General features: G+C 64.2%; 26 protein-coding genes and 1 pseudogene. 19 read left to right on the top strand and 8 right to left on the bottom strand.

Annotated features, from left to right (window positions below; all coding sequences use genetic code 11):
* Positions 1-55: 55 nt before the first annotated feature.
* Genes CH292_RS18115 through CH292_RS18100 form a run of 4 tightly spaced genes read left to right on the top strand, consistent with a single transcriptional unit; the run spans position 56 to position 4,896 of the window.
* On the top strand, positions 56-1,336 hold the full coding sequence (locus tag CH292_RS18115; RefSeq protein WP_256978332.1) for a hypothetical protein: 1,281 nt from the start codon (positions 56-58) through the stop codon (positions 1,334-1,336).
* Complete coding sequence (locus CH292_RS18110; protein ID WP_094655391.1) at positions 1,326-2,435, top strand: glycosyltransferase; 1,110 nt, start codon at positions 1,326-1,328, stop codon at positions 2,433-2,435. The genes CH292_RS18115 and CH292_RS18110 overlap by 11 nt, the downstream gene beginning before the upstream one ends.
* The gene (locus CH292_RS18105; protein ID WP_249277338.1) at positions 2,422-3,699 is read left to right on the top strand and encodes a hypothetical protein; all 1,278 of its coding nucleotides are present in this window, start codon (positions 2,422-2,424) and stop codon (positions 3,697-3,699) included. Before CH292_RS18110 ends, CH292_RS18105 begins: the two co-directional genes overlap by 14 nt.
* Before the next feature lie 6 nt (positions 3,700-3,705).
* Positions 3,706-4,896 carry a lipase family protein gene (locus tag CH292_RS18100; protein WP_094655389.1) on the top strand — a complete coding sequence of 397 codons (1,191 nt, stop codon included), beginning with the start codon at positions 3,706-3,708 and terminating at the stop codon, positions 4,894-4,896.
* Between the two features lie 5 nt (positions 4,897-4,901).
* Here CH292_RS18100 and CH292_RS18095 read toward each other — a convergent pair whose 3' ends face one another.
* Together CH292_RS18095 and CH292_RS18090 are read right to left on the bottom strand one after the other, a co-directional pair.
* Complete coding sequence (locus CH292_RS18095; RefSeq protein ID WP_094655388.1) at positions 4,902-6,086, bottom strand: PP2C family protein-serine/threonine phosphatase; 1,185 nt, start codon at positions 6,084-6,086, stop codon at positions 4,902-4,904.
* Positions 6,083-6,883: an alpha/beta fold hydrolase gene (locus CH292_RS18090; protein ID WP_094655387.1), complete on the bottom strand. Its 801-nt coding sequence runs from the start codon at positions 6,881-6,883 to the stop codon at positions 6,083-6,085. Before CH292_RS18090 ends, CH292_RS18095 begins: the two co-directional genes overlap by 4 nt.
* A 35-nt stretch (positions 6,884-6,918) precedes the next feature.
* On the opposite strand from CH292_RS18090, the gene CH292_RS18085 reads away from it, so the two are divergent.
* The 4 genes from CH292_RS18085 to CH292_RS18070 all read left to right on the top strand — a co-directional run bounded on the left by CH292_RS18085 (position 6,919) and on the right by CH292_RS18070 (position 11,605).
* Positions 6,919-7,833, top strand: coding sequence for an aldose 1-epimerase family protein (locus CH292_RS18085; RefSeq protein WP_094655386.1), 915 nt, complete (start codon positions 6,919-6,921; stop codon positions 7,831-7,833).
* A 28-nt stretch (positions 7,834-7,861) separates the two neighbouring features.
* Entirely contained in the window at positions 7,862-8,881 is a 1,020-nt protein-coding gene (locus CH292_RS18080; protein ID WP_019664835.1) for an LLM class flavin-dependent oxidoreductase, read from the top strand.
* A gap of 166 nt (positions 8,882-9,047) precedes the next feature.
* Positions 9,048-10,145 carry a ferredoxin reductase gene (locus CH292_RS18075; protein WP_170949324.1) on the top strand — a complete coding sequence of 366 codons (1,098 nt, stop codon included), beginning with the start codon at positions 9,048-9,050 and terminating at the stop codon, positions 10,143-10,145.
* Positions 10,146-10,165: 20 nt separating this feature from the next.
* Entirely contained in the window at positions 10,166-11,605 is a 1,440-nt protein-coding gene (locus CH292_RS18070; RefSeq protein WP_094655385.1) for an acyl-CoA desaturase, read from the top strand.
* 84 nt (positions 11,606-11,689) lie between these two features.
* Here CH292_RS18070 and CH292_RS18065 read toward each other — a convergent pair whose 3' ends face one another.
* Entirely contained in the window at positions 11,690-12,871 is a 1,182-nt protein-coding gene (locus tag CH292_RS18065; RefSeq protein ID WP_094655384.1) for a phytanoyl-CoA dioxygenase family protein, read from the bottom strand.
* 178 nt (positions 12,872-13,049) lie between these two features.
* Between CH292_RS18065 and CH292_RS18060 the strand changes: the two genes are divergently transcribed.
* Positions 13,050-13,940 (top strand): sugar phosphate isomerase/epimerase, encoded by an 891-nt coding sequence (locus CH292_RS18060; RefSeq protein WP_094655542.1) that lies wholly within the window; start codon positions 13,050-13,052, stop codon positions 13,938-13,940.
* Here the strand turns inward: CH292_RS18060 and CH292_RS18055 are convergent, their stop codons facing one another.
* Entirely contained in the window at positions 13,941-14,969 is a 1,029-nt protein-coding gene (locus CH292_RS18055) for a LacI family DNA-binding transcriptional regulator (RefSeq protein WP_026347749.1), read from the bottom strand. It abuts the gene before it with no gap.
* 67 nt (positions 14,970-15,036) lie between these two features.
* Positions 15,037-15,684 (bottom strand): TetR/AcrR family transcriptional regulator, encoded by a 648-nt coding sequence (locus CH292_RS18050; protein ID WP_094655383.1) that lies wholly within the window; start codon positions 15,682-15,684, stop codon positions 15,037-15,039.
* Between the two features lie 65 nt (positions 15,685-15,749).
* On the opposite strand from CH292_RS18050, the gene CH292_RS18045 reads away from it, so the two are divergent.
* The 3 genes from CH292_RS18045 to CH292_RS18035 are packed head-to-tail and all read left to right on the top strand — an operon-like array spanning position 15,750 to position 19,198.
* A complete protein-coding gene (locus CH292_RS18045) occupies positions 15,750-16,877 on the top strand; it encodes a DUF5938 domain-containing protein (protein ID WP_094655382.1) in 1,128 nt (375 codons plus the stop codon).
* Between the two features lie 9 nt (positions 16,878-16,886).
* Entirely contained in the window at positions 16,887-18,446 is a 1,560-nt protein-coding gene (locus CH292_RS18040) for an AMP-binding protein (RefSeq protein ID WP_020111741.1), read from the top strand.
* On the top strand, positions 18,443-19,198 hold the full coding sequence (locus tag CH292_RS18035) for an SDR family NAD(P)-dependent oxidoreductase (protein WP_094655381.1): 756 nt from the start codon (positions 18,443-18,445) through the stop codon (positions 19,196-19,198). The genes CH292_RS18040 and CH292_RS18035 overlap by 4 nt, the downstream gene beginning before the upstream one ends.
* Before the next feature lie 7 nt (positions 19,199-19,205).
* Here the strand turns inward: CH292_RS18035 and CH292_RS18030 are convergent, their stop codons facing one another.
* On the bottom strand, positions 19,206-20,228 hold the full coding sequence (locus tag CH292_RS18030) for a substrate-binding domain-containing protein (protein ID WP_020111743.1): 1,023 nt from the start codon (positions 20,226-20,228) through the stop codon (positions 19,206-19,208).
* 268 nt (positions 20,229-20,496) lie between these two features.
* Between CH292_RS18030 and CH292_RS18025 the strand changes: the two genes are divergently transcribed.
* The 6 genes from CH292_RS18025 to CH292_RS18005 all read left to right on the top strand — a co-directional run bounded on the left by CH292_RS18025 (position 20,497) and on the right by CH292_RS18005 (position 22,870).
* On the top strand, positions 20,497-20,667 hold the full coding sequence (locus CH292_RS18025) for a CsbD family protein (protein WP_019664848.1): 171 nt from the start codon (positions 20,497-20,499) through the stop codon (positions 20,665-20,667).
* 126 nt (positions 20,668-20,793) lie between these two features.
* The gene (locus CH292_RS18020; protein WP_019664849.1) at positions 20,794-21,060 is read left to right on the top strand and encodes a lipopolysaccharide assembly protein LapA domain-containing protein; all 267 of its coding nucleotides are present in this window, start codon (positions 20,794-20,796) and stop codon (positions 21,058-21,060) included.
* A 3-nt stretch (positions 21,061-21,063) separates the two neighbouring features.
* Positions 21,064-21,270 (top strand): hypothetical protein, encoded by a 207-nt coding sequence (locus tag CH292_RS18015; protein WP_020111744.1) that lies wholly within the window; start codon positions 21,064-21,066, stop codon positions 21,268-21,270.
* A 67-nt stretch (positions 21,271-21,337) separates the two neighbouring features.
* Entirely contained in the window at positions 21,338-22,024 is a 687-nt protein-coding gene (locus CH292_RS18010) for a DsbA family protein (RefSeq protein ID WP_019664851.1), read from the top strand.
* Positions 22,017-22,160 carry a hypothetical protein gene (locus CH292_RS28935; protein WP_179277994.1) on the top strand — a complete coding sequence of 48 codons (144 nt, stop codon included), beginning with the start codon at positions 22,017-22,019 and terminating at the stop codon, positions 22,158-22,160. Before CH292_RS18010 ends, CH292_RS28935 begins: the two co-directional genes overlap by 8 nt.
* Before the next feature lie 62 nt (positions 22,161-22,222).
* The gene (locus tag CH292_RS18005; protein ID WP_019664852.1) at positions 22,223-22,870 is read left to right on the top strand and encodes a TetR/AcrR family transcriptional regulator; all 648 of its coding nucleotides are present in this window, start codon (positions 22,223-22,225) and stop codon (positions 22,868-22,870) included.
* 62 nt (positions 22,871-22,932) lie between these two features.
* Here the strand turns inward: CH292_RS18005 and CH292_RS18000 are convergent.
* Both CH292_RS18000 and CH292_RS17995 read right to left on the bottom strand, forming a co-directional pair.
* A pseudogene (locus CH292_RS18000) lies at positions 22,933-23,576 on the bottom strand (hypothetical protein).
* Positions 23,577-23,732: 156 nt separating this feature from the next.
* Complete coding sequence (locus CH292_RS17995; protein ID WP_094655541.1) at positions 23,733-24,215, bottom strand: DUF6764 family protein; 483 nt, start codon at positions 24,213-24,215, stop codon at positions 23,733-23,735.
* A gap of 208 nt (positions 24,216-24,423) precedes the next feature.
* Between CH292_RS17995 and CH292_RS17990 the strand changes: the two genes are divergently transcribed.
* Entirely contained in the window at positions 24,424-25,413 is a 990-nt protein-coding gene (locus CH292_RS17990; protein ID WP_094655380.1) for an iron-containing redox enzyme family protein, read from the top strand.

The following is a 25,413-nucleotide window of genomic DNA, read 5'->3' as shown; positions in this document are numbered from 1 at the left end:
CGAGTGAAGGAATCTCTGCCCATGTAGGCGATCAAAGGAGCTTCGGTTGGCATCCGTGAACGATCCAGTGCACCGTAGCGACGTGCCGCCGCCGATCGACCTCGCCGGGCACATGAGAGAACTCGGTCGTGCTTTCCTTCCCGCGCTCGTCATCGGCTTGCTGGTGGGCGCTGCGGTGTTCTTCGCCCGAACCGAGTTGAGCGAGAAGCAGTACTCGGCATCGATCGTCACCGAAATCAAACCTGCGCAAGCTCTGGTGCCCGGTGATGCGTTCATCGAGCAGATGCGAGCACCCTTCATCGGTCTCGCGTCGGACAACGACGTGCTCGAACAAGTGGTTTCGGAGGTGGACACGGACTGGACCGCGGGCACGCTCGCGTCCAACCTGGCACTCGAGCCCGGCACCTCGCCTGCTCTGCTGGTCTTCACCGTCACGGCGCCGTCACCGGAACTAGCCCTCCAGTTGACCCAGTCGACGGTCTCGACGGTTGCGCAGGCCGCCAACGCGAACAGTGCACGCGACACCCAGAGCCAGCTCGAACAGCTCCAAGCAGCGGTGGCTGCGGAAGAAGCGCGGAACAACGCGCTTCCGGACGGGGACGCCAAGACTGCATCGAACGCCACTCTGAGTGATCTTCGAGGCCAGCTGGCACAGGTACAGAGCGGCGGTGGTGATCAGCTCGTCGTTCTGTCGACTCCCGAACAAGGCGATACCCCGGTCTCCCCCAAGCCGTTCTCGGAGGCGTCGGTTGCCGCGCTCGCGGCATTGGTCATCGCTGCAGAGCTGATCGTGCTGCTGCGCAGCAGAATCGGATCGCGGCCGACGCGGGCGTGGGCAAGCCGGGTCGCCAAGAAGTACCGTGCCAGTTTCGATCCTCAGGGCGGAGATGCGCTGCCTCCGTCGGTGGTCGGCAGAATTGCAGCACGCGAGCGCGGGGGGCCCCGCACGTCGGGTTCGGCGCGGCATTCCGCTCCCGGACGCGACGGCTACGAGGCCGTCATCCTCATCGGCCAGGACGCCGAGTCCAACGCAGGCAGCACCACCCCGATCGCCGGATACGCGGTCGCCGAGGCGGTACCGCCCCAGGACGGGCGTGCGTTCATCGAGGGAGGTCTGGCGAGCGAGTGGTGGACGGTCGTCGATGTCGCGGACGTCGAGAGTGCCGTGGTGATTCTCTCGAAGGGCGGCAAGGACAGGAAGGCCGCTGAGCACGCACTTCGCCGCCTGCACGAGTTCGCCGTACCCACGTATCTCGTGCTGCAACAAGCCAGTAGCAAACGACGCAAGAAGTCTGCCGAGCCACAGAATGCGGAGGCCCCGAGCGATGACAACTGACCGGGTTGCAATCGTCCACGAGCGACTGACCGAGATCGCAGGTTCGGAACACGTCATCGAACAGCTCGCGCTGCAGTGGCCCGAGTCCCAGGTGTATGCCGCGGTCGCACGGGCACAGGGCATTCCTAAGAACCTGCCTCGCCCACCGAAGACGACGTTCCTCGACAGGGGATACAAGGCACTCGGCGAGCGCTCCTACGCCCCGCTGCTCCCGCTGATGCCCACGGCGTTTCGGCACTTGAAACTCGGCGACATCGACGCTGCCATCGTCAGCCACCACGCGTTCGCGACGCAGGCTGTGTTCGCCACCGACGCACCCGTCGTTGCGTACGTGCACAGTCCGGCGCGATGGGCGTGGGATCCAGCGCTGCGCGCGGGCGAGGGCGGCGGCAAGGCAGGTGCCGCGATTCTCACCGCGTTGTCCGCTGTCGCGCGCAAGTGCGAGATCGCTGCCGCCCCGAAGCTCCGCACCGTGGTGGCCAACTCGTCCGCGGTCGCCGATCGGATCTCCAACTGGTGGGGACGCGACGACGCCGTGGTCGTTCATCCCCCCGTCGACACCGAGGGATTCACACCCGACGCGTCGGTCGAGCGCGAGGATTTCTTTCTGCTGGCGGGCCGTCTCGTGCCCTACAAACGGCCGGACATCGCGGTGAAGGCCGCCGCGGCGGCCAACATCAAACTCGTGGTTGCGGGCGACGGTCGCGCGATGAACGCATGCCGAGAGCTCGCCGGGCCCAACACCACGTTCCTCGGTCGTGTGTCGCACGAAGACCTGCTCGGGCTTCATCGCCGCGCTCGCGGCCTGCTGATGCCCGGTGTGGAAGATTTCGGGATCGTTCCGGTGGAGACGATGGCGACGGGCACTCCGGTGATCGCTCTCGGTGAGGGCGGCGCGCTCGACACGGTCGTCCCCGGAGTGTCCGGTCGACTCGTCGCATCCGGTTCCGACGAGGAGGTGGTCGACGGGTTCGCCGCGGCGATGTCGTCGTTCGATCCGTCGGCGTTCGACCGGCACGAGATCCGGGCCTGGGCGGAAGGGTTCTCCCGGGCCAACTTCCGCGCCAAGATGCAGGGGGTCCTCGATGACATCGTCTGACCGCACGACAACGTATCGATCCACCGCGATGGATCGAGTGTTCGCCGAAGCCCGCACCATTGCCGTCATCGGCCCGTGCGTGACGTTGGACGAGGACGCCATCCGCAAGGCCCTGACCGTGGCAGAACAGAGCACGGCGACTCCTCGGCTCGCAGTGGAACCGGACACTCACGCCGTCCAGTGGCGCTACCGTCGAAACCTGGGCGAGCGGACCCCGATCGCGCACCTACCCGCCGAGGACAGTCACGACCTGGGCCACCTGATGGGCGTGATCCGGCGTCGCCCGGGCGTTCGGGAGCCACTGGAGGTGGTCATCGCCGGCGACTACATCGCGGTGGACTACTCGCACGGCGTCGGTGACGGTCAGATGGGTGTGCTGTTGCTCGCCACTCTGGGCGGAAACATCGATTTTGGCCGCGCCCCGGCTCTCGCCAAAGGCTTGCCGAGCAACACCACGTGGACGGCGATTCGCCACCATTACTTGTCACGTCCTGCAGCACTCCGAGATTTCTGGCGTCTGCGCAAACAGAACAAGAAGCCGCCTCGCCTGGTAGCGGGTGCCACCAAACGCATCGAGGACTGGGAGTCCGGCAAGACGTCGCGAGCGGACTTCATGGCCCCGGATCGTGTTGCCCAACTGAAGAAGTGGGCGTCCACCCAACCGGGCAAGGCGACGACCGCGTCGGTCACCATCGCGTTGTGGATTGCCGCACTGGAGGCAGAGGGCGTGACCGTCGACGAGTCGGTGATGATCCTCTTCAACAGCCGTCGCTACCTGCCGCCGAAACTTCAGGACGGCCACGGCAACTTCGCCGTCGGTATTCCCGTTCGGATTCCTCCGTCGCCGAGCGCCACGGACATCGCGGCCCTGATGCGGCAGGTGATCGATTCAGGTTGGCCCATAGCGATTCTGGGGATGTCTCAGATCAAAGCCGCTCTGAAGCGCTCGGCTCCGGCCGCGCACGCGTCGACCGAACCCTCGATCGAGGTGAACGACCGCATCCGCCTCGCAGTCAGCGATCTCGGCAAACTGACCATGTTCGACGACGGACTGTGGATTCGCGACGAGCGGCCGCCGCGCCTGGCCGCGTTCCTCGAACCGGACGGGCCCGACGGTGCCACTCTGCTGGTGTCGGAGATCGACAACGGGCGTACGTTCACTGCGTCGTTCTGCGACAAGATGATCGACCCCGCGGTGATCGAATCCGCTCTGCGTCGGATGTGCGACGACCCCGTCGGGACTCTGCAGGCCGAACCGAAGTGATGACCGATGATCCGTGGAGCGCTCCGAGCACGAGCAATCGCCGCTGCACTCGTCGGCGTCCTTGCACTGGCGGGGTGTTCGAGCTCGTCCGGTGACGCACCGAACGACGACGCCACGGCGACGGACGGGTCACCGGGTCGGTTGCTGGCCGAGCCGGTCGAGTTCCTGGGGTATCCCGCACTGGCGGACCTGACCGGCACGTCGGTGTCGGTGCGTTACGCCTCCACGTCCGGTATAGACGGCTCCCCCACCGAGGTCACGGGAGTAGTGTTCGCGCCCAAGGGAACTCCGCCCGAGGGCGGGTGGCCGATAGCGTCCATCGGACATGCAACGACCGGGGTGAACAGTCGATGCGCCCCGTCGACCCGTATCGGCCTGCTGGGCAGCCTCACGACGATCATTCCGTTCCTGTCCAACGGGTATGCCGTCACGATGACCGACTACCAGGGCCTCGGCACCTCGGAAGTGCACCCGTACCTGGAGCCGACGACGGCCGGATACAACATCATCGATGCAGTGCGTGCGGCGCGGGAGGTGCTGCCGGAGAGCTCCACAGACTGGGTGGGGTACGGGGTGTCCCAGGGAGGGCAGGCCGTGTGGTCGGCCAACGAACTGTCCGACGACTACGGCGAGGGCCTCCGATTGCTCGGCACGGTGAGCATGTCCCCCGCCACCGACCTGACCGGGCTGGTGGACGAGATGCAGAACGGCACCTTGACCACCGCCCAGATCGCGGCGCTACCGTCCATCCTGAGCGGTATCGCGGCCAAACATCCCGAACTCGAGACGAGCGACTACCTGCACGGGGTGCTCGAGCGCAGAAGCGACACGTTCCTCACCTGCGTCGGCGAGAATTCCGCACTGCAGTCCACCCTGGCCGACTCCGTAGTTCCCGCCGACTACGCTCCCGTGTCCCCGCAGGCAGCGGACCGGTTACGGACGTGGCTCGCCGAGTACAGCATTCCGAAAGGGCCCGCGCCCCAGCCGATGTTCGTCGGTTACGGTGACCAGGATCAGCTCGTGGCACCGCAGTGGACGATCGATGCCGTCCGCCGGGGATGCGCCATGGGCGATGTCATCGAACTGCAGGTTGCAGCCAACCAGGGCCACGGCATCCTGAATCTCGGTGCACTACCGGCACAATGGCTCGACGGACGTGCTGCAGGCACTCCGCCGCCGAACAACTGCGGCGGTTGATGCCGCTACGCCAGGGGCTTCGGCGGCAACCCGAAGGACAGTATCGCGGTGTCGTCGGACAGCCCTTCGCCGAAGCCCGTCAACAGCTCTCGGAGATCGTCGACGAAGTCGAGGGGTGACGCGGGCGATCGGGAGGTGGCGAACTCCAGCAGTGCGCCCTCGTCGTCGTAGCGTTTCCGTCCCACTCCGGTCCGAGCCTCGGTCAGGCCGTCCGTGTACAGCACGAGTGTGTCCCCCGGCAGTAACTGCACGCGCAGCGACACGAACCGCGGCGCGGGGAGGATGCCGACCAGCTGGCCGCCGGTGGTGTCGAGATAGCTCGCGGTGCCGTCCGCTCGCATCAGCAGCGCAGGTGGGTGCCCGCCGCTGGCGAGTTCGACGTCGAGCCCGCCTTCGCGCACGGTCATCACGCCGAAGATCACGGTGCAGAATCGCGAGTCCTCGTGCCCGAATTCGTGGAGCAGAAGCGAATTGAGGTTGTGCAACACCTCGACCGGGTCCTGGGCGTACACCGCCGCCGTGCGCAGCGAGTACCGCGTCGCCGATGTGACGACGGCGGCGTCCGGACCTTTTCCACACACGTCACCGAGGAAGAATCCCCATCGGTCGCCGGACAGCGGGAACAGATCGTAGAAATCGCCTCCGACGTCGTCCTGCGACGCGAAGTGGTAGTACGCGGCGGAGTCGACGCCTGCGGGTGGTGACAGCGCAGGCGGCAGCAGCGAGCGTTGCAGTGTGCGTGCGAGCACCTCGACGCGCTCGCGCTCGAGCTCGGCACGCCGGCGTTCGGCGACCAGTTCCCGCTCGTACGCCCGCCGCTCGCCGGCATCGAGAGCGGTGATACGAACCAGAGCAGGCAGCCCGTCGGGTCCGCGACCGACGTTCGCCGTCACGAACATCGGGTGGCGCTCGCCGTCACGGGCTACGAGGTCGAGCGCGACGCTGTCCACCGTTCCGCGGGTGAACAGCAGCGGCACGAAGTGCGTCTCGTAATGGATCCGACCTCCCGCCGTCAACAACTCGGTGAAGCGCAGACCGAGCAGTTCCTCGCGCTCGAATCCGAGCCACCTGGTCAGCGTTGAGTTGACCTTGGCGATGCGGCCGTCCGGCCACGTCGAGAGGTAACCGCACGGTGCGTTCTCGTACAGATCCTCCGCGGATTCGACGAGGAGCGGATCGACGTCGCTCACGTGCGGCCGACGAAGGACAGTATCGCGGCGGCCGTCAGGTCGGGATGACTGACGTGCGGACAGTGTCCACTGGCGTTCAACGTGATCAGCTCACTGCCGACGATGTTGTCGTGGACGAAGCGGCCGACCTCTCGCGGCGCCAACGCGTCGTGCTCGCACTCGACGACGAGCGTGGGGGTCACGACGCGCCCGAGGTCGGTTCGGTTGTCGGAGAGGAACGTCGCGCGGGCGAACGACCGGGCACAGGATGGATCCGTCCGACAGAACGTGTCGGTGAGTTCGGCCGCCAGTTCGGGACGATCGGGGTTGTGCATGATCATCGGTGCGATCGCTGCGGACCAACCGAGGTAGTTCGCATCGAGCGATTCGAGTAGTTCGTCGATGTCGCCTCGGGTGAAGCCGCCCTGGTAGTAATCGTCGTCGATGTAGCGCGGTGACGGCGTGACCAGGACCAGCTTGTCGAAGAGTTCCGGGCGCTCGGATGCGGCGAGCACCCCGATCATCGACGCGACGGAGTGGCCGACGTACACGACGGGACCGAAATCCAGATCGACGAGAAGATCGACGACGTCCGCTGCGTACGCGTCGAGTCCGGAGTAGTCCTCCTCGTTCCATGCGGCCAGGTCCGATCCGCCCGCCCCGACGTGATCGAACAACACGACGCGGCAGGTGGAGGCCAACAGCGCGGTCACGCCGCGCCACAGATGCTGGTCGCATCCGAATCCGTGCGCGAGCACGACGGTCGGGCCGTCGGGAACCCCGGTGACCCTCACGTTGTTCTTCACACGCACATCCATCGGCACAGTCTCTCACCTGCTGCTACGTTCGGACGATGGTACCCACGACACCGGAGTCGCAGCCGCCGTCTTCCTCGGGTCCGCGCGGCGCGACACTGACCGGAGACGGCTGGACCGTGACCGTCGCGTCGGTGGGCGCGGAGTTGGTGTCCGTACGAACACCGTCCGGGCGAGAATTGTTGTGGGACGCGGGTCCGCAGTGGCGTCGGCACGCCCCGATCCTGTTCCCGTGCATCGGCAGATCGCCCGGTGATTCGGTCACCGTCGACGGGGTGGCGTATCCGATGCCGCAGCACGGGTTCGCCCGAGACATGGCATTCACACTCACCGCGTCGTCCGACGACACGTGCGAATTCGAGCTCGTCTCCGACGATCGCACTCGCCGTCATTACCCGTTCGATTTCGCGCTGCTGGTCCGTCACCGTGTGCGCGGCAGCGAACTGAGGTCCGACTACAGCATCGTCAACACCGGTTCGCGGATCATGCCCGCGTCCTTAGGGCTGCACACGGCGTTTCTGTGGCCCACCGAACCGGCTGCACGTGAAGCCAGCTCCGTCGTGTTCGCGGAGGCTCAGTCGGACCGTGTCCACCGCGTCGTCGACGGTGTCCCGCTGCCCGAGTCCCAGCCGTCTCCGCTGTCGGGGCGAACCTTGGCCCTCTCCGACACACTGTTCGACGCAGGTGCCGTGGTGTTCGAGCGCGTCGCGGGGACCGAGGCCACATACAAGTCCGAAGCGACGGGAACGTTGACGCTGACGTGGGCCGGTTTCGAGCAATTCGCGGTGTGGTCTCCGCCGTCGCGTGCGGGTTTCGTGTGTCTGGAACCGTGGGCGGGGCTGCCCGCTCCGGAGACGTCGAACGGAGAGCTGGGCGCCGGACCGGCGAGTCTGGTGATACCCCCGGGGCAGGAACGCGTGTTCTCCTGCACCGTCGACCTGGACGCGGAATAGTCGCGACAGACGAACAGTTGAAGCAACAATGAAGAAGATCGGGTTCCTTTCCTTCGGCCATTGGACACCGTCGCCCCAGTCGCAGACACGCTCGGCCTCCGACGTTCTGCTGCAATCGATCGATCTGGCGGTCGCCGCCGAGGAGTTGGGTGCCGACGGCGCGTACTACCGCGTCCATCACTTCGCCAACCAGCTTTCGTCGCCGTTTCCGCTTCTCGCCGCCATCGGAGCAAAGACGAGCACCATCGAGATCGGCACCGGCGTCATCGACATGCGGTACGAGAACCCCTTCTACATGACCGAGGACGCAGGGTCTGCGGACCTGATCTCCGGAGGAAGACTGCAGCTCGGCATCAGCCGTGGATCGCCCGAGCAGGTCATCGAGGGGTACAAGTACTTCGGGTACTCCCCGAAGGAAGGATCCGATCATGCCGAGATGGCGCGCGAGCACACCCGCGTCTTCCTGGACTTGCTGGAAGGTAAAGGTTTCGCGCAGCCGAATCCGCGTCCGATGTTCCCGAACCCCCCGGGACTGCTGCGCCTCGAGCCGCATTCCGCGGGACTACGCGAGCGCATCTGGTGGGGTGCGGGCAATCGCGAGACTGCCGAGTGGACGGCACGGCAGGGTATGAACCTGATGAGCTCGACGCTACTCACCGAGGACACGGGCATTCCGTTCCATCGGTTGCAGGCCGAGCAGATCGAACGGTTCCGCAAGACCTGGGCCGACGCCGGCCATTCGCATCAACCACGAGTTTCCGTCAGCCGCAGCATCTTTCCCATTGTCAGCGATCTCGACCGGGCTTACTTCGGACGTCAGGCCGACGGCCAGGATCAGGTCGGATACATCGACGGCGGCATCGCACGTTTCGGCAAGTCGTACGCAGGCGAGCCCGAGCAGCTGATCGAGGAGCTGGCGGGCGACGAGGCCATCGCGGCCGCCGACACCGTGTTGATCACCGTCCCCAACCAGCTGGGCGTGGACTACTGCGCACATGTCATGGAGGCTCTGCTCCGCGACGTCGCTCCCGCTCTGGGCTGGCGCTGACCGACGATGTTTGAGCCCCGGCCGGACCGGTTACTCGCGTAATCGGCTGCGGGGGCCCGGGCATTCGTATGCCCCCGAAATGAGCCAAACAATTTGAAATACAATTGATTTCGGCTCATTTTGCGGTTTCCCGACACAGACGCGGTGTTGGCGTTACGTTTCAGGTGTGGCAGAGCGGGGGGCCAAGCCCCAGGTATCTTTTGTGCGAAGAACAGCGCTTCGCGCGGTTCGAATGCTGTTCAACCCGTTGAGACCGGACGACTATCTTGCGTTGATCAACCCGTTGTGGACGACGCGGGAACTGCGTGGGCAGGTAGTTCGCGTCGCGCCGGAGGGCTCGGAGGCGGTGTCCGTCTTCATTCGTCCCGGCTTCGAATGGGCTGGTCACGTGCCAGGACAGTACGTCCGGCTCGGTGTTCTCATCGACGGTCGTTACCACTGGCGGGCCTATTCCTTGACGTCCGACCCGGACCCTGTCGACGGTCTGGTCAGCGTAAGTCCCAAACTCGTGCCCGAGGGGACTGTGTCGCCGTATCTCGTCGGCACCATCCGCACAGGCGACATCGTTCGACTCAGTGAGGTCGAGGGCGAGTTCACTCTTCCCGACCCGCTGCCGGAGAAGATGGTCTTCATCAGCGCGGGCAGCGGCATCACGCCGATCATCAGTATGCTGCGCAGCCTCGACCATCACGACCAGGTTCGAGACATCGTGGTGGTTCACTCGGTTCACACCCGCGAGCAGCTCATGTTCGCGGACACCCTCGACGAGCTGGAGGCCAAGCACGACGGCCTCGCCGTGAAGCTGCGCATCACCAGCGACGAAGGCCGCATGAAGGCGACCGAACTGGACGAACTCGTGCCCGACTGGCGAGAACGTGACGCATTCTGCTCCGGCCCGGGTGAGCATCTGGACGATCTGAAGTCCTACTGGAAAGACCAGGGCGATTACGACAGATTCCACCACGAGAGTTTCCAACCGGTCATCGGGGGGAACGCGGAGGAAGGTGAAGGCGGCGTGGTCGCATTCACCAACAGCCAGAAGAAGGTCGAATGCGACGGTGGAACGACCATTCTCGCGGCCGGTGAGGACGCCGGTCTCGACCTCACCTTCGGGTGCAGGATCGGCATCTGCCACACCTGCGTGGGAACTCTGAAATCCGGACGGATACGGGACCTTCGAAACGGGGACGTCTCAGAACCGACCGGCCAAGCGGTACGCATCTGCGTGAACACAGCGGAAGGCGACATCGAAATCGAGCTTTGACATCTTCTGGGAGGACATAGATGACGATCGACGACGCAACCAGGACCGACCCGAGCAGGACCGAACCGGTCAATCCTCTGGCGCATCTGAGCGACGAGACCATAGCCGAGCTCGCCAAGGAGTTCGACGCCATTCACGACGAGGTGTACGCGAGCCTCGGCGCCAAGGACCGCAAATACATCACGTCCGTCATCGCAGCTCAACGGCAGTTGTTGGTTGCCGGCAGAGTTCTGCTTCTGGGCTCGACCAGCAAGCCCGCCTGGGTTGCAGGTACCGCGTGCCTCGGGATCGCGAAGATTCTCGAGAACATGGAGATCGGCCACAACGTCATGCACGGTCAGTGGGACTGGATGAACGATCCGGAGATCCATTCGTCCGTGTGGGACTGGGACACCGCGTCGACGGCCCAGTCGTGGAAGCACTCGCACAACTACGTCCATCACACGTACACGAACATTCGTGGCAAGGACAAGGATCTCGGTTACGAGATCATGCGCATCGACCCCAACCAGAAATGGCACCCCGTCTATCTCGCGCAGCCGTTCTACAACGTTCTGCTGATGGCGTTCTTCGAATGGGGAGTCGCGCTGCACGATCTGGACATCGAAGCGATCCGCCGGGGCGAGAAGCCTGTAAAGGAACTGGTCCGCGACCTCAAAGGAATTGCAGGAAAAGCACGCAGGCAGTTCGTCAAGGACTACGTGGGCTGGCCGACCATCAGTGCAGGCGCATTCGCTCTGGCGCAGCTGGCGAGCGGCGGCCGCCTTCGCGAGAGCAAGAAGTCGAGGCTCGCAGCGAAACTCCGTGGCTCCACCCGCTTCGGAAAGTCGAAGAGGACGACCGGTTTCCTCGACTCCCGGTTCAGCGGCGTCGAGAGCACGTTCCTGGCGACCCTGGCCGCGAACTTCACCGCCAACATCATCAGGAACGTATGGTCGCACGGCATCATCTTCTGCGGTCACTTCCCGGATCAGGCCTACACCTTCAGCCAGGAGGAAGTGGAGAACGAGACACGGGGCGGGTGGTACGTCCGTCAGTTGGTCGGCGCCGCGAACATCGACGGCGGGCCGCTGTTCCACCTGATGAGTGGCAACCTGAGTTACCAGGTCGAGCACCATCTGTACCCGGACATGCCGAGCACCAGGTACTCCGAGGTGTCGCCCAAGATCAAGGACATCTGCGAGCGGTACCAGCTCCCGTACAACACCGGACCGCTCATCCAGCAGTGGACCATGGTGCATCGCACGATCGCGCGTCTCGCGCTACCGGGTGGCAAGGCTCGGCCGAAGCCCGGACCGTACCGACCGGAGGAAGCATGGCGTCGCAAGTTCGACGATGCTCCCTCCGAGAGCGAGGCCGCGCGGTCACGTAGCCGCGTTCCCGCAGGCCATCCGGACGCAGGTCCGGAGCACTCGTCCGGTGGCGTCGACGTCGAGCCGCCGCCCCGCGGCGACGACTGACGGTCTCGGTTCAGAGCACACCACGTCGGGCGTCCTCGGTTCATGGAGCCGAGGACGCCCGACGTGTGTTCCGGCTGGGTGTGCTCAGGCCTCGTGGCGTGCGTACAGGGCCCGGGCGGCGGCGTCGAACTCGGCGGCACTCATCCGGCTGTCGACGGCTCGCTTGACCAGTTCGGCATGAGTCTCGCCCGCCAACCCCGTCAACGGCTGGTCCAGATCGAGGTTCGACGGGAACGCGTACCCTTCGGCCGACGCAGCGATGACGTTCTCCACGTCACGGGTGCGGCCGCTCTCGGTCCACTCGAGCAACGTCGGGTACAGAGCCGATCCGATGGCTTCACGGTCGACGCTGTCCAGTGCGCGGCCGAACGCTGAGGAGACCTGCAGCAGATTCGCCATGCGGTAGATGTCCGTCGACGTGTTGTGACCTGCCGCATGGAACAGCGCCGGGTTGAAGAAGACGGCGTCGCCCTCCTCCAACGGAAGCTGAATGTAGTTCTCCGCGAAGTACTCCCGGAACTCGGGCAGATTGAACGCGATGTACCCGGCCTCGAACTTCTGCGAGTAGGGAAGGTACATCGTCGGGCCGCTCTCGATCGGCATGTCGCAGTGAGCAACTGCACCCTGGAGGGTGAGGGCGGGCGACAGACGATGGACGTGCGCACGGAATTTCGCGGCGGTGTCCGTCGACATGAAGCCGAGGTGGTAGTCGCGATGCGGGTTCTGAGCCGCACCACCGGGATTGACGACGTTGATCGCCGAGGTGACTTGATACATCGGGCCGAGCCATGCCTCGGAGACGAGAGCGAGAATGTCGTTGGAGTAGTAGCGGGCGTAGAGCTCCGGCTGGACCAAGGCCAGCTTCTGCAGCGCAGACCAGATCCTGTCGTTGGCGCCCGGCTTGGCGAAGTGATCGCCACCGACGACGCCGGTTGCGTGCTGCTGCTCGATGATTCGCCGGTACTCCGTCGTCGTCTCCGCAAGCGCGTTCTCCGACGTGAACGCCTTCTTGAACACCACGATGCCCGGACCGTTCAGCAAAGCGTCGGCGAGCTCGTCCTGGATGTCCGAGCGGGCGTCCGCATCTGCGGCCTGCGCCGTCAGTGCGGCGGCGTCGTAGATCAGGACGTTCGACGCGACGTCGGCCGCATGAGGGTAATCCGCCAGTTCGGTGGTCTGCGCGACGAGTTCACGAAATTGGTCGATGTTGCAGTCCGATTCGCTGAGCCTGTCGGTCCGCGGGGTCTGCCGGATGTCATTGGTCATGATGAGGTTCCTCGAAGTTCGGGGGGGATCGTTCCTGGATGCAAGCTTGCCAAGACAGATGTGGCCGATCAACGAAAAAAACCATCAAGATCCCCTCGAGCAACGGACGCGCTTCTCGAGGGGAATTTGATGGATCGGCCCGTTGATCGAGACCTGCGTTCCCGGGGACGATGAGCAGATGATCTCCGATGAGCCGGTGAAGTCCACGGACAATGCGCCCCGAGTCTCCGCCGACATGATCGCCGCGTGCTGGACGTCCGCAGGCAACGTGCGTCCCGACGCCTCCCCCGCGGTGAGCCCGATTCCCATCTCCGAACGGATCGCCGCCGTCGCGTCCGCGGGTTTCGCCGGGATGGGCATCGTGGCGGCGGATCTGGCCGCGATCGAGGCCCGCGTCGGATTGCACACTCTCCGAGCGATGTTGGACGATTCGCCGCTGAAGTTCGTCGAGATCGAATTGCTGGAGAAATGGTGGATTCCGCGAGGCGAGGACGGCAACACCTTCGCCGTCCGTGATTTGCTGTTCCGCGCATCCGACGTGCTCGGTCCGACTCACATCAAGATCGGATCGGAGAACGCAGAACCTCGCGACCTCGCTCCGTACACCGAACCACTGCTGGAACTCACTCGCCAGGCCGCAGAACACGGAACGCGGATCGCGATCGAACCGATGCCGTTCTCGATCGTCTCGACCATCCCTGCCGGGGCCGATCTCGCCCGATCCACTGGTCACCCCGATTGCGGGATCATCGTCGACGCGTGGCACGTGTTTCGGGCGGGCACGACGTTGGACGAGCTGCGCGACTCGCTGACGTCGGATGTCGTGTTCGGGATCGAACTGGACGACGCCGATGCAGAGGTGGTGGGTACGTTGCTGTCCGACACGATGGACAATCGTCGGCTCTGCGGCGACGGCACGTTCGATCTCACCGGACTGGTCGGGGTCCTGCGCGACATCGGCTACACCGGTACGTGGGGTACGGAGATCCTCTCGACCGAATTCCGTTCCACTCCCCTCGATCTCGCTCTGAAACGAGCGATCGACACCGCACGCGCCTTCGTCGAGTAGTCAGAACATGTTGAACGGGGTGAGCACGCGAATCGCCGACGACTTGGCGGACACCGGCGCCAGCGCGCCTTGCGCGTGCATCAGCATTCGGCATGCTCGATTCGCGTCTGCGCGCAGGTCGTGATCGAGCACGACGGTGATCCGATGCCGGTACAGCAATTCACGGTTGTCGGCGTCCAGGTCGTGGGCCACGAACACCGAACAGTCGCGGCCGAGCTTGTCGAACGCACGCACTATCGCGGAGTTCCCCCCGCCGCACGAGTAGACGGCGACGATGTTCGGGTTACGTTCCAGCGCATCGAGAACCAAAGTCTCGACGCGCGAATCGAGCCCGTCGTTCTCCGCGATCTCCACCACCGACCGCGGACGGTTGTCGCCGGTTCCGGAGATCCGGCGCATGGCGCTTCTGAATCCGATCTCTCGTTCTTCCTCACCGCGGTAGGAGTTGCTGCTCAGGGTGATCAGCACGTCGCCGGGGGTCTCGCCCAGCATTTTGGTGACCAAGTACGCGGCCGTCTCCCCCGCTGCACGATTGTCGATCCCGACGTAGCCGACCCGTCGGCTCCCCGGCACGTCGGTGACGTGGGTGACGACAGGTATTCCGGCCGCCACGACGCGGTCGATCGCGTCGACGATCTCCGGAACGGCGGGAGCCTTCACGATGACTCCGTGGGACGACCCGGCAGCGATCCGGTCCAACCGCTCGACGAGCGAGCCGACGGATCCGTGCTCCTGCAAGTGGAATCGAGCTCGGACCAACGCAGGTTCGAGAGCCGGTAGTTCGGCCTCGATCGCGCGTTTGACGGCACCCGAGAATCGATTGGGAGCGGACATGACCACGTCGAACATGAACTTGCGTCCGGCGACTCGCAGCTGAGCTCGTTGATTGTCGAGGTCTGCGATGGCCTTCTCGACCGCGTCCTTGGTCGATTCACGAACGCCTGGACGCTTGTTCAACACTCGATCGACGGTGGCTTCGCTGAGTTCGGCCTGCTGGGCTATCTCGCGCACCCGGTATCGGTGGGGCATGGGTGCTCCTGATGGGATTTCGGCATCCGTACGGCGCGAAGGTCCATCACCGTACCCGCAGAGAATATCAGCGGCCGTGAACCGTTTTTCCTGAATCCATCATCTCGAATGCGTCGAGGATCATGCGTCGGGCCACGTCGACCCTCCGCTCGTTACCGGCGAACCGATCGAGCAGTGCCCGCTGAAAGATTCCGTCGAGCAGGATGTACGCAGCCCCGCTGTCCAGCGCCGGCTCCGTTCCTCTGAGCGCGCAGAACCTGCTCACGACGCGCCAGATCATCTCCTCGCGTCGGCCCTCGATCTCGAGTACGTCGTCCCGGAACGAACTGTCGAACAGACTCTGATTGCGCAGGTCGTACCACAGTCGATGTACCAATGCGTCCGACTCCAGTGTGTCGAAATACATGGTGCGGAATCCGGTGAGCAGCTGTTCGTCGCTCTCGGCGGCCTCGACCACTTCGTCGTACCGGGTGACGCAGATGGCTTCGTACTGGCGAACGGCGTGCGTGATCAGGTCGAGTTTGTCCGAGAAGTAGTAGTGCAGCACGCCGTGCGAGTACTCGGAGTTGAGGGCGATCTCTCGCAGAGAGGTGCGCGCATATCCCAACTCGGCGAGGGTGTGCAACGTTGCTTGCGCCAGCTCGGTCCGCTTGGCCTCGAACTTGTTCTTGGCGCGCTCCTCGATGCGGCCACGTGCGTCGGCGGCCTCGTTCACCCCGATCTCGATCCCACCGTGGCCGACTCCTGTGCGCTCGGCCGATGACGAGAGGACCTACTGCCATGCCAACCGACAAGCGTGTAGTCGTGTACGGAGCGTCCGGGTACACCGGCCGCCTGATCTGTGAGTATCTGCGCGAGTACAACATTCCGTTTCTCGCGGCAGGACGCGATCACGCGCGGGTCGAGGCCATCGTGGATGCCGTCCCCGGAATCGATACCGTCGAGCACGACATCGCGGAGGTCGAACATTCCAAAGATGCACTGGTGGAGGCTTTTCGCGGAGCCGAGGTAGTACTGAACACCGTAGGCCCGTTCTCCAGATGGGGTCACGCAGTGGTCGAGGCAAGCCTGGAGATCGGGGCTCATTACACGGACACCAACGGCGAACAGGACTGGATGATCGACGTCGAGAAAAAATACGGCGCGGCGTTCGCCGAACGAAACCTCGTTCTCACACCAGGATTGGCGCAGATGTACAGCATCGGCGAGATCGCGGCGAACATCTGCCTCGAGACACCGGGGCTGGACACGCTCGACATCCAGGTGTTCTGGAAGGGGCATCCCACCGTCGCATCGACCAACACGATCCTCACCAACGCCGCATTCTCCAAGGCGTACTTCCTCGAGCAGAACGAATACGTGGAATGGCCCGCCGAGGACGGTATCTACCAGGTGGTGGTCCCCGGGCAGCACGATCTCGGCCTTGCCTTGCCGTGGGGCGGAACGTCACATCCGGTGTGGTTCAAGAACGATCCCCGCGTAGCCAAGGCACGCGCACTCGGCGGCGTCATCAATCGACCGCTCATGCTCGGGGTCCCCCAGATCATCGCTGCGGCGCTCGAGCAGATGGATGGAAAGTCCGATGCCGAGAAGTACCAGATCATCGACACCATATCGGCGTCCGTACGTAGCGAGACTCCGCCGCGAGAGAATCCACGGATCAACACCTCGTTGGATTCGGTCTACGCATCCGGACCCCTCGGACGGGTGCACACCGTGATCCACGGCAACTGCAACTACAAGCAGACGGCGTTGCTCAACGCGTACGCAGCGTCGCATCTACTTCAGGCACCGCCCCGAGCAACGGGCTTCGCGTCGAGTTGCCAGGCGTTCGGCCACCGTGAACTACTCGGCGTGCTGCGCGCGTTCGGTCTGGTTCTCGATCCCATCGTCACCGCGCACAGCTAGGCCGGGACGATGCGATTGTCCGACTATCTCGACAAAGGGATGTCCCTCGGCCGTGATGCACCGTGTATGACGATGGGTGAGTACACGCGAAGCTACGGCGACGTCCACGACGACACCGTGGCCATCGCGGGGGCGCTTCAGCGTGCAGGTATCGAGACCGGCGACCGCGTTGCCGTGCTGTCGGCCAACGATCCGCGTGCGTTGACGTGCGTGTTCGGTATCTCCCGTGCCGGGGCGGTGTGGTGCCCGGTGAACCCGCGGAACGAGGCCGACGAGAACCGCCAACTCTTCGATCTGTTCGGGTGCAGGTTTCTCTTTTTTCAGAAGGCGTTCGCGGAACTGGTGACCGAGATCCGTGACCGGCTCCCCCTTCTCGAGTGGCTGGTGTGCCTCGACGGCGATGTTCCGGGTGCACTTGCGTACGACCGATGGCTCGCCGATCACGTGGCCGAACCCGACACCAGCCGTCGCCCCGCCGACGGTCTGTGCATGATCGCCGGTACGGGCGGAACTACCGGCAGGCCGAAGGGCGTTCGCCTCACCGAGGAGAACATGATGGTCTCCACGGCCACGGCTCTGATGAGTTACCCGTTCGGCGAGCGGCCGCAGTACCTCGCGCTGGCGCCGCTGACACACTCTGCCGGGGTACTGACTTTTCCCATCCTGAGCCTGGGCGGACACGTGGTGATCATGCCCGCGCCCGACGTCGGCCGGTTCCTGGAGCTTGTCGACGAGCATGGCATCACGCACGCCTTCCTACCTCCCACCGTCGTGTACGGATTGCTCGACCACCCAGCACTGGATTCGACGGACCTGTCGTCGTTGCGGTGCCTCTGGTACGGCGCCGCACCGATGTCGCCGACCCGGCTCGAGGAAGCACTGCGACGCATCGGCCCCGTCCTCGGGCAGTTGTTCGGGCAGACGGAGGCACCCAACATGATTGCCACGCTCGCGCCGGCCGACCATTTCCGAGACGACGGTTCGATCGCCACCGAGCGGCTCGCGTCGGCCGGCCGGCCGACGCCGCTCACCACGGTCGCGATCATGAGCGAAGCCGGGCTCCTGCTCGGGCCGGGCGAGCGAGGTGAAATCGTCGTCCGGGGTCCACTGGTGATGGCGGGCTATCACGAGAATCCCGACGCGACAGCAGAAGTCGGTGCGTTCGGCTGGCACCACACGGGCGATATCGGGTACCTCGACGACGACAACTTTCTGTACATCGTCGATCGAGCGAAGGACATGATCATCTCCGGCGGTTTCAACGTGTACTCCGCCGAGGTCGAGCAGGCACTTCTCGCACATCCAGCGGTGAAGGAAAGCGCCGTTGTGGGGTTGCCCGACGACAAGTGGGGAGAACGTGTCTCGGCCGCTGTGCAGCTGAGACCGGATCGACAGGCATCCGAGACCGAACTGATCGCTTTCGTGAAGAAGCGCATCGGAAGCATGAAAGCCCCCAAACAGATAGAGATCTGGGACGACCTCCCCCGCTCCAAGGTGGGGAAGATCCTCAAGACCGAAGTACGCACCACGATGCAACTCCACTCGAACACGAAAGGAAACACACCATGACCGAACTCGAGGGCAAGCGCGTGTTCGTCACCGGATCCGGCGCCGGAATCGGAAAGGCCATCTCGGCACTGTTCGTGCGACGCGGAGCCCGAGTCGTGGTCAGCGACATCGACGAGGCGGCCGCCGCCCGAGCGGCCGAGGAGATCGGCGCGGCCGGGATCGCCAACTGCGACGTCACCGACGAGGAACAAGTGCAGGCAGCCGTCGGGCAGGCCGTGGAAATCCTCGGAGGTCTCGACGTTCTGGTCAACAACGCCGGTATCGAGATCTCGTCACCGCTTCTTCAGCAGTCGACCGAGAGCTTCGACAAGATCTACGCCGTCAACGTGCGCGGGCCGTTTCTGGCCATGAAAGCCGCAATCGGGCCGCTCGTGGAGTCTCGAGGGAACATCGTCAACATAAGCTCGGTCGCCGGCATCGGCGGAAGCCCGCTGCTCGGATCCTACTGCGCCACGAAAGCTGCACTGATCCAGTTGACACGCGTCGCGGCTGTCGAGATGCGGCCGTCCGGCGTTCGAGTCAACGCGGTGTGCCCCGGGTTCGCGGACACTGCGATGGTGGACCGACTCGTTCCGGATTTCGAGGCGGCAACACAGGTTCCGTTCGGAGACCTGGTTGCCGCCAAGCAGGGCCGACTCGGCACTCCGGAAGACATCGCCGAAGTGGCCGCGTTCCTGGCGTCGGACCGCGCATCATGGGTCACCAGTAGCCACTACGTTCTCGACGGTGGTCTCACGGCATCCCTCGTGTAGCGCGCCGCTACCGGGTGCCGGCGGCAGCGAGGTCCGCGATGGCGTCGATGTTGGTGTTGTCGATGAACGACGGACCGGTCAGCACCGCCTGGCCTCCGCCGATCGTGTTCTTGTTGTTCAGGTACAGCCACAGCGAATCGATCGCGAGGTAACCCTGTAGGTACGGCTGCTGGTCGATGGCCCATTGGACGTCGCCGGACTTGATGGCATCGACCAACGCTGCATTGGTGTCGAAGGTGGAGACAGTCGCGCCGGACCCCGCCGCGGACACCGAATCCACTGCGGTCAGTGCGATCGGCGCTCCCAGCGTGACGATCGAATCGATGCTCGGATCCTGTTGCAGTTTCGCTTGGATCGTCGATTGCACGGACGGCAGGTCCTGTCCGTTGACGTTGAGGTTCTCGATCGTCCCACCGAATCCTTCGGCGATGCCTGCGCATCGCGCTTCGAGCTGAACGGCGCCTTGTTCCTGAATCACGCAGATGGCGTTGGTCGCGCCGTCCGCCTTCAATCGTTCGCCCGCGGCGATGCCCGCGATCCGCTCGTCCTGCCCGAAGTATCCCTGCAGCCCCATGTCTTTCCAGTTGTCGTAACCGGAATTGAAGGCAACCACGGGTAGCCCCTGGTCGATTGCGGACTCGACGTTGGTCTTCATCGCGTCCGGCTTGGCCAGTGTCACGGCGATCGCGTCCACGCCGGAATCGACCGCATTCTGAACGAGATTCGCTTGGCCCGGGGCGTCGACTTCGCCGTTGTAGCGCAGTTCGATGTTGTCCTTGGCGGCCGCGGCCTCGGCGCCCTTGCGGATCAGATCCCAGAAGGTGTCGCCCGGAGGCGCGTGGGTGATCATCGCAATCGTGGCCCTGGGCGTGTCCGCAGTCCCGCCCTCTGCAGACGGGCCGGTCGATTCCGGGGCTCCCCCGGTGCTGCTGCACGCAGTGAGCACCACGGCAAGAGCTATCGATGCGGCAAGTGCGGTCGGTGCGGTGCGCGCGGTGGATGCGGCCCTGCTGCGACGATTCGTGATCACGTGTTGTCTTCCTTCTTCGATTCGAGATGCGCCGGGTACGCGCGTTGAGATGCCAACTAGACCGAACTATTTGACCGGTCTAAACAACGAGAACGCCACCACTATGAAGCAGGTCACATCCCTCTGTCAACACCCCGCAGGCGCCTCTTCCAGCGGTTCGTCGCGCCCGGATTGGCAAATGTGATTCAGATCACAACGACGTTTGCTTTTCTCATTGGAAACCGACTGAGTATCTGCAATTTCAATCACACACAGAAGAGGTGCTCCGATGAGCTTCATCGACAAGGCCAAGAACGCAGCAGAAGACGCATTGGGCAAGGCCAAGGAGGTCGTGGGTGACGCGACCAACAACAAGGACCTCGAGGCCGAGGGCAAGAAGGACCAGGGATCGGCGGGCGTGAAGAAGGTCGGCGAGAACATCAAGGACACGTTCAAGTAACCACCGTTCAGGCCCGCCAGGGTCCCCGCACACGCCGGGACCCTGCGGGCCGAACCCTTCGACACGACAACCGCGCCACCGCCAAGTTTCACACTCCGAGTTCCAATTCAGCCCCGAGGAAGCATCATGACCACCACCGACTCCACCTCCGTACGCCCCGCACCACGCCGCCGCGGAGGAATCACCTCCAAGCTCGCGCTGATCGTCGCCCTGATTCTGGCCATCGCGCTCGTCGTGTTCGTGCTCCAGAACACGGTGCACACCCGGATCAACTTCATCGGTTGGAACTTCGACCTCGCGCAAGGTGTGTCCCTACTGGGCGCTGCGGCAGTCGGCGCGGTCATCGCCCTCGCGGTGGTTGCGGCTCTGCGGCTTCGACGCGCGGTGCGTTGACCGATGCTTCCACTTCTGGCTCGAAAGTACTTGTACCGGTACCTGTTCGTCGCGATCGCGCTGCCGATTCTCGCGCGAATTCTGGTGCTCGGGGGTCTGGCAATCGAGAGGCGATCCGGCAAGCCGAACTTGATCTCCAAGGTGTTGACGAAAAGCGGGAGGTTCGCCGAGCGCCGAGCGGAAAAGGCCTCCGGTAAGCACGCCGCATGATGACGTAGGCGGTTACTCGTGTCGACGGCGATCGGAGTCGACACTCGGGAACAATCGGTAACAGTCGATGGTTCTCTTCCTCATGGCTCCGATCACCGTCGACATCTGGTCCGATATCGCCTGCCCGTGGTGCTTCATTGGCAAGCGCCGCTTCGAGGAAGGCCTCGCGGCATCCGGCCAGGACGGAAACGTCCACGTCGTGTACCACAGCTTCGAGCTTGCGCCCGACACCCCGGTGGACTTCGACGGTTCCGAGGTCGACTTTCTGTCGGGGCACAAGGGCATCCCCGCCGATCAGGTCCAGCAGATGCTCGCGCACGTCGAAAATATCGCCGCGTCCGTCGGGCTGAACTACGACTTCGACGCGCTGCAACACACCAAGACGCTCAAGGCGCATGAACTTCTGCATTACGCCAAAGCGCACAACAGGCAGCTCGAGCTTGCCGAGCGCCTGTTCCTGGCCTACTTCACCGAGGGCAGGCACGTCGGACGGATATCCGATTTGGCCGACCTCGCCGCCGATGTCGGACTCGACCGGGCGGACGCCGAAGCCGCTCTGACGGCGGGCAGGTATTCGGATGCCGTCGCTTCCGACATCGACCAAGCCCGCACCTTCGGCATCAACGGTGTCCCCTTCTTCGTGATCAACGGCAAGTACGGGGTGTCGGGTGCACAGGAGCCCAGCGCGTTCGCTGATGTCCTCCGCACCGTAGCCGCAGAAACCACAGCCGACACCGCCGCGGCCGATGTCTGACCCGGCACCAGGGGCCGCTTCGGGCACGTCGTTCCGCATGCTCGGTGAACCCGCCGAGGCATGCGCGGGCGGCGTGTGCGCATGGCCCCCGGCGGGTGAAGAAGAGCTCTCCGACGCCCCGGCCGACCCGACGTAGCGAACCAGCGCTGCATCGCGTGGTGACTTCAGCGAGATGCCGTGGTCACTACACTGTCGGCCGTGTCCAGTATCGATCAGCCTCACTCGGATCGACCGCCGGCCGAGCCGTCCGGAACCGGCCGCCGCCAACAGGACCGGAGCCGGGAGACCCAGGGCAAGATCCTGAGTGCGGCAGTCACGGTGCTGATCGAGCACGGGTACTCGGGAGCGTCGACCCTGCGGATCCAGCAGCAGGCCGGGGTGTCTCGCGGCCGATTGTTGCATCACTTTCCCTCGCGCGAGAAGTTGCTCAGTGCGGCAGTCCACCACTTGGCGCTCGAGCGCATCCGTGGTCTGCACATCAGCTCGGACATTCCCCAGGAACTCAAGGCGCGGATTCGGGCAGCTATCGACGCGATGTGGTCGAACTACAGCCAGCCCTACTTCTGGGCATCGAACGAGCTGTGGAATGCTGCGCGCACCAACGACGAGCTGCGAGCCGAGCTCCGGCCCGTGGAACAGCGAATGGGTCAGGTCATCCGTGATCGGACCGACGCACTGTTCGGTCCGGAGTGCACGACCCGACCCGGCTACAAGCAGATGAGGGAACTCCTCCTGACAAGCATGCGCGGAACCGCCATGACCTACACGTTCGATCCACACGATCCGACGACCGATCGCCATCTCAGCCAGTGGTACTCACACGCGGAAAGCGTTCTACTGCACTAGAAATGCACGTAATCGACGGGCCCGGATCACCGGCCGACCATCGAAATCTCTTGTTTGCAGGCTCACCGGCGAGAGCGTCTGTGCGGCTCGCTCGGACCGTGGTCCACCGGACATCCCGTGGGAAACGTCCCGAGTTCCGAGATCCGATACCCAGCGGGATAGGAACGGACCGCCTTCTGATCGCGGGCGCGGTATGCCGTCGTACGCGGAGGGAGGAGCCGGACCACACGTGCGCGCGCCTTCACCATGGCTTCGGCAACCGACCGTTCGAGCTTCGTCGGCCCCGGGTAATTGAAGGCGTCGAGCAGAGGCTTGTCCATCAGCGCGTATGCCATTCGCCGAAAGACCTTCTTCGGCAGGAACTTGTACGGCGCGAACGTGGACATGAGGTCGAGTACGCACCGTGCATTCTATTCATCCGACGGATCGCCGTGCGGCCGTCGACGCTCGCGAACCCCGACTCGACGACCTGGTCGAGGATCAGATTGGTGTCGTCGTAGCGCTGCTGTACACGTTCGGTGAACTCGCCCGTCGCGGCCAGCAGGCTTCCGACGGTCGGGACTGCGTAGGTGCGGAACAACGCAAAGCTGAGGGCCTGAACCGTGTCCCACGGGAACACGTAGGAGTAGTGCAGGCGGTATATCTCTTCGTAATCGGTAGTCGGGTCCAGAGACTCGATTCTCGTGGTCCACGGATCGTGAAACATGCGCACTCCGATGCAGTCACAGTGACCTCACTCGCTCACTGGTGAATGTAAGGGTTGACGCTTAATCAGTCAACAGTGACCGTTTACGAGTCCGACGGCGCACGACGAAGCCGAGAACCAGGACATCCCCGACCCGGTTCTCGGCACACAAGTCGGCTAGCGCCCGATGCAGCCTTGAAGAGTGGTGAAGCTACCCGCGAGACTGAGACCGGTGCAGACTGCACCAGTCGGTGTCAGCGTGACGGTTCCGCCAGGACCAGCCACCGCAATCGACAACCCCGGCCCCACCCCTTCGTTCACGGCCGAACTGTCCGGCCCGAACGAGATCGCTGCCGGGCCCGCACCGGCGGTGGCGTCGGACACCGCGGTGCCGCCGTTCAGACCGAGTGCGAGTGCCGCTGCCTGTTCGAGCGCCGCCGCCGAGCCCCAGCCCTCGAATCCGTAACCTGCGGCCGCACTCGTTCCGTCGGCGACGCTGTCGCATTGCGACTGGCCTTCCACCGCGGCTTCCGATGCTCCGCCGGGGGCCGTGGTACACCCGACGGGAGCAGCCGAAGCGGCGGCGGGAGCGAGAAATGACATGCCTGCGGCCAGACCCAGAGTTGCTGCACCACCGAAGAGTTTCGTGAACGTTCTCATCTTGACGCCTTCCTTCGAACGACTTGGAGATCGAGTACCTGCCTCACGCTGCTCCGCCGACAGCACGACCGTCGATCGCGAATATCTCGAATCAGCATCGACCTGATCACGTCAAGGTAACACCGCTCCCTGTCGATGAACCGGGAACTCCAGAACCCACGTCGGGTAGGCCGCGATTGATCGGCCGCCGCCCGGGTACACGAACCTCATGAGCGCACCAGCGCACGCCGCTGTATCCCCGACCTTGCCCACACCGGACGGCGAAGTGTCCGCGTCCGTTGTCGATTACCTGTCCGGCACGACCACGTCGGTGGCCACCGTTTTCGACGTCGATCCCGTCGGCCGGGACGCGCAACTGGCGCTGACCATCTGCTACGAACTTCACTATCGCGGATTCCACGCCATCGACGACGACTTCGAGTGGGACCCTGGAATTCTGGCGTTCCGGCGATCGATCGAAGAGCCGTTCTTGGCGCACATCCGCGAGTCCGTCGAGGACGGCGTCGACGCGGTTGCCGAGATGGACGCTCTGTCCATCGAACCGAGGAGCGGCAGCGGTCCGTCCTGGTTTCTCAGAGACGAGGGAACGTGGGACCACATGCGCGAATACTTCGCCCATCGGTCGCTCTACCACCTCAAGGAAGCCGATCCGCACGCCTGGGCCATACCTCGGCTGATCGGTCAGGCGAAGGCGTCGTACGTCGCCGTCGAGTTCGACGAATACGGCGGTGGCCGCGGCGATCACGTCCACCAGCAGTTGTGGAGCGCACTGATGGACGCGGCCGATCTCGACTCGTCGTATCTGGGTTATCTCGACCGTGTACCAGCGCAGACCCTGGTCTGGGTGAACTTGATGTCGTTGTTCGGCCTGCATCGGAGCTTGCGCGGAGCGACGGTGGGCCACTTGGCCGCAACGGAGATCACGTCCTCGCCGGGTTCCCGACGGTTCGTCGACGGTCTGCGCAGGCTCGGGGCTCCCGAAGCGTGCGTTGCCTTCTACGCCGAACACGTCGAAGCCGACGCGGTTCACGAGCAGGTCTTGCGCCATGATGTCGTCGGGGATCTTCTGCGCCGGGAGCCCGAACTCGAACGTGACGTGGTGTTCGGGATGCGCGCTCTGTCCTACGTCGAGGATGCCCTCGCCGACCACATCATGGGTGCGTGGCAGAAGGGCGAGTCGTCACTGATGCAACGGTGA

This window comes from Rhodococcus sp. 14-2470-1a (genome assembly GCF_002259425.1).
GTDB lineage: Bacteria > Actinomycetota > Actinomycetes > Mycobacteriales > Mycobacteriaceae > Rhodococcoides > Rhodococcoides fascians_E.
This window is presented reverse-complemented; position numbering and strand designations above follow the sequence as displayed.